The organism is Terrisporobacter mayombei, from assembly GCF_020748465.1.
Taxonomy (GTDB): domain Bacteria; phylum Bacillota; class Clostridia; order Peptostreptococcales; family Peptostreptococcaceae; genus Terrisporobacter; species Terrisporobacter mayombei.
The window spans coordinates 1-548 of the sequence record NZ_JAHZMP010000078.1 but is presented as its reverse complement, the minus strand read 5'-3'; the positions used below and the strand labels follow the sequence as shown (position 1 = coordinate 548).

At 54.2% G+C, this 548-nt stretch carries 2 protein-coding genes; one reads left to right on the top strand and one right to left on the bottom strand.

Annotated elements, in window-relative coordinates:
• On the bottom strand, positions 1 to 256 hold a 256-nt coding region (locus K0039_RS20410; protein WP_331476802.1), incomplete at its 3' end, for an HD domain-containing protein.
• Between the two features lie 64 nt (positions 257 to 320).
• On the opposite strand from K0039_RS20410, the gene K0039_RS20405 reads away from it, so the two are divergent.
• A partial coding sequence (locus tag K0039_RS20405; RefSeq protein WP_001396637.1) for an IS1 family transposase occupies positions 321 to 548 on the top strand: 228 nt, incomplete at its 3' end.

The window sequence follows — 548 nt, the reverse complement described above, 5'->3', positions numbered from 1 at the left end:
TTAGCACGTGAGATGAAACCACGAAGCGATAGAAAGCAGCAAGATGGCGCACCGGACCATGGCAACAACACGCCGCGAAGCCCAATGCCCCTGAAACGGCAAATACGCGCGCCAGGCCAATCGCCCCCAGGGCTTCATGCCGATCCGCATCCTGGACGATTTTAGCTTCCGTTGTTAAGGGGGCGATTTGCGCGCTGAAACTGTGAGCGGCAATGGCATGACAAACGGCCTCAATTTTCTCCGCCGGAAATTGCACGAACTCTTCGGTAATGCTGCCAACTTACTGATTTAGTGTATGATGGTGTTTTTGAGGTGCTCCAGTGGCTTCTGTTTCTATCAGCTGTCCCTCCTGTTCAGCTACTGACGGGGTGGTGCGTAACGGCAAAAGCACCGCCGGACATCAGCGCTATCTCTGCTCTCACTGCCGTAAAACATGGCAACTGCAGTTCACTTACACCGCTTCTCAACCCGGTACGCACCAGAAAATCATTGATATGGCCATGAATGGCGTTGGATGCCGGGCAACTGCCCGCATTATGGGCGTTGGC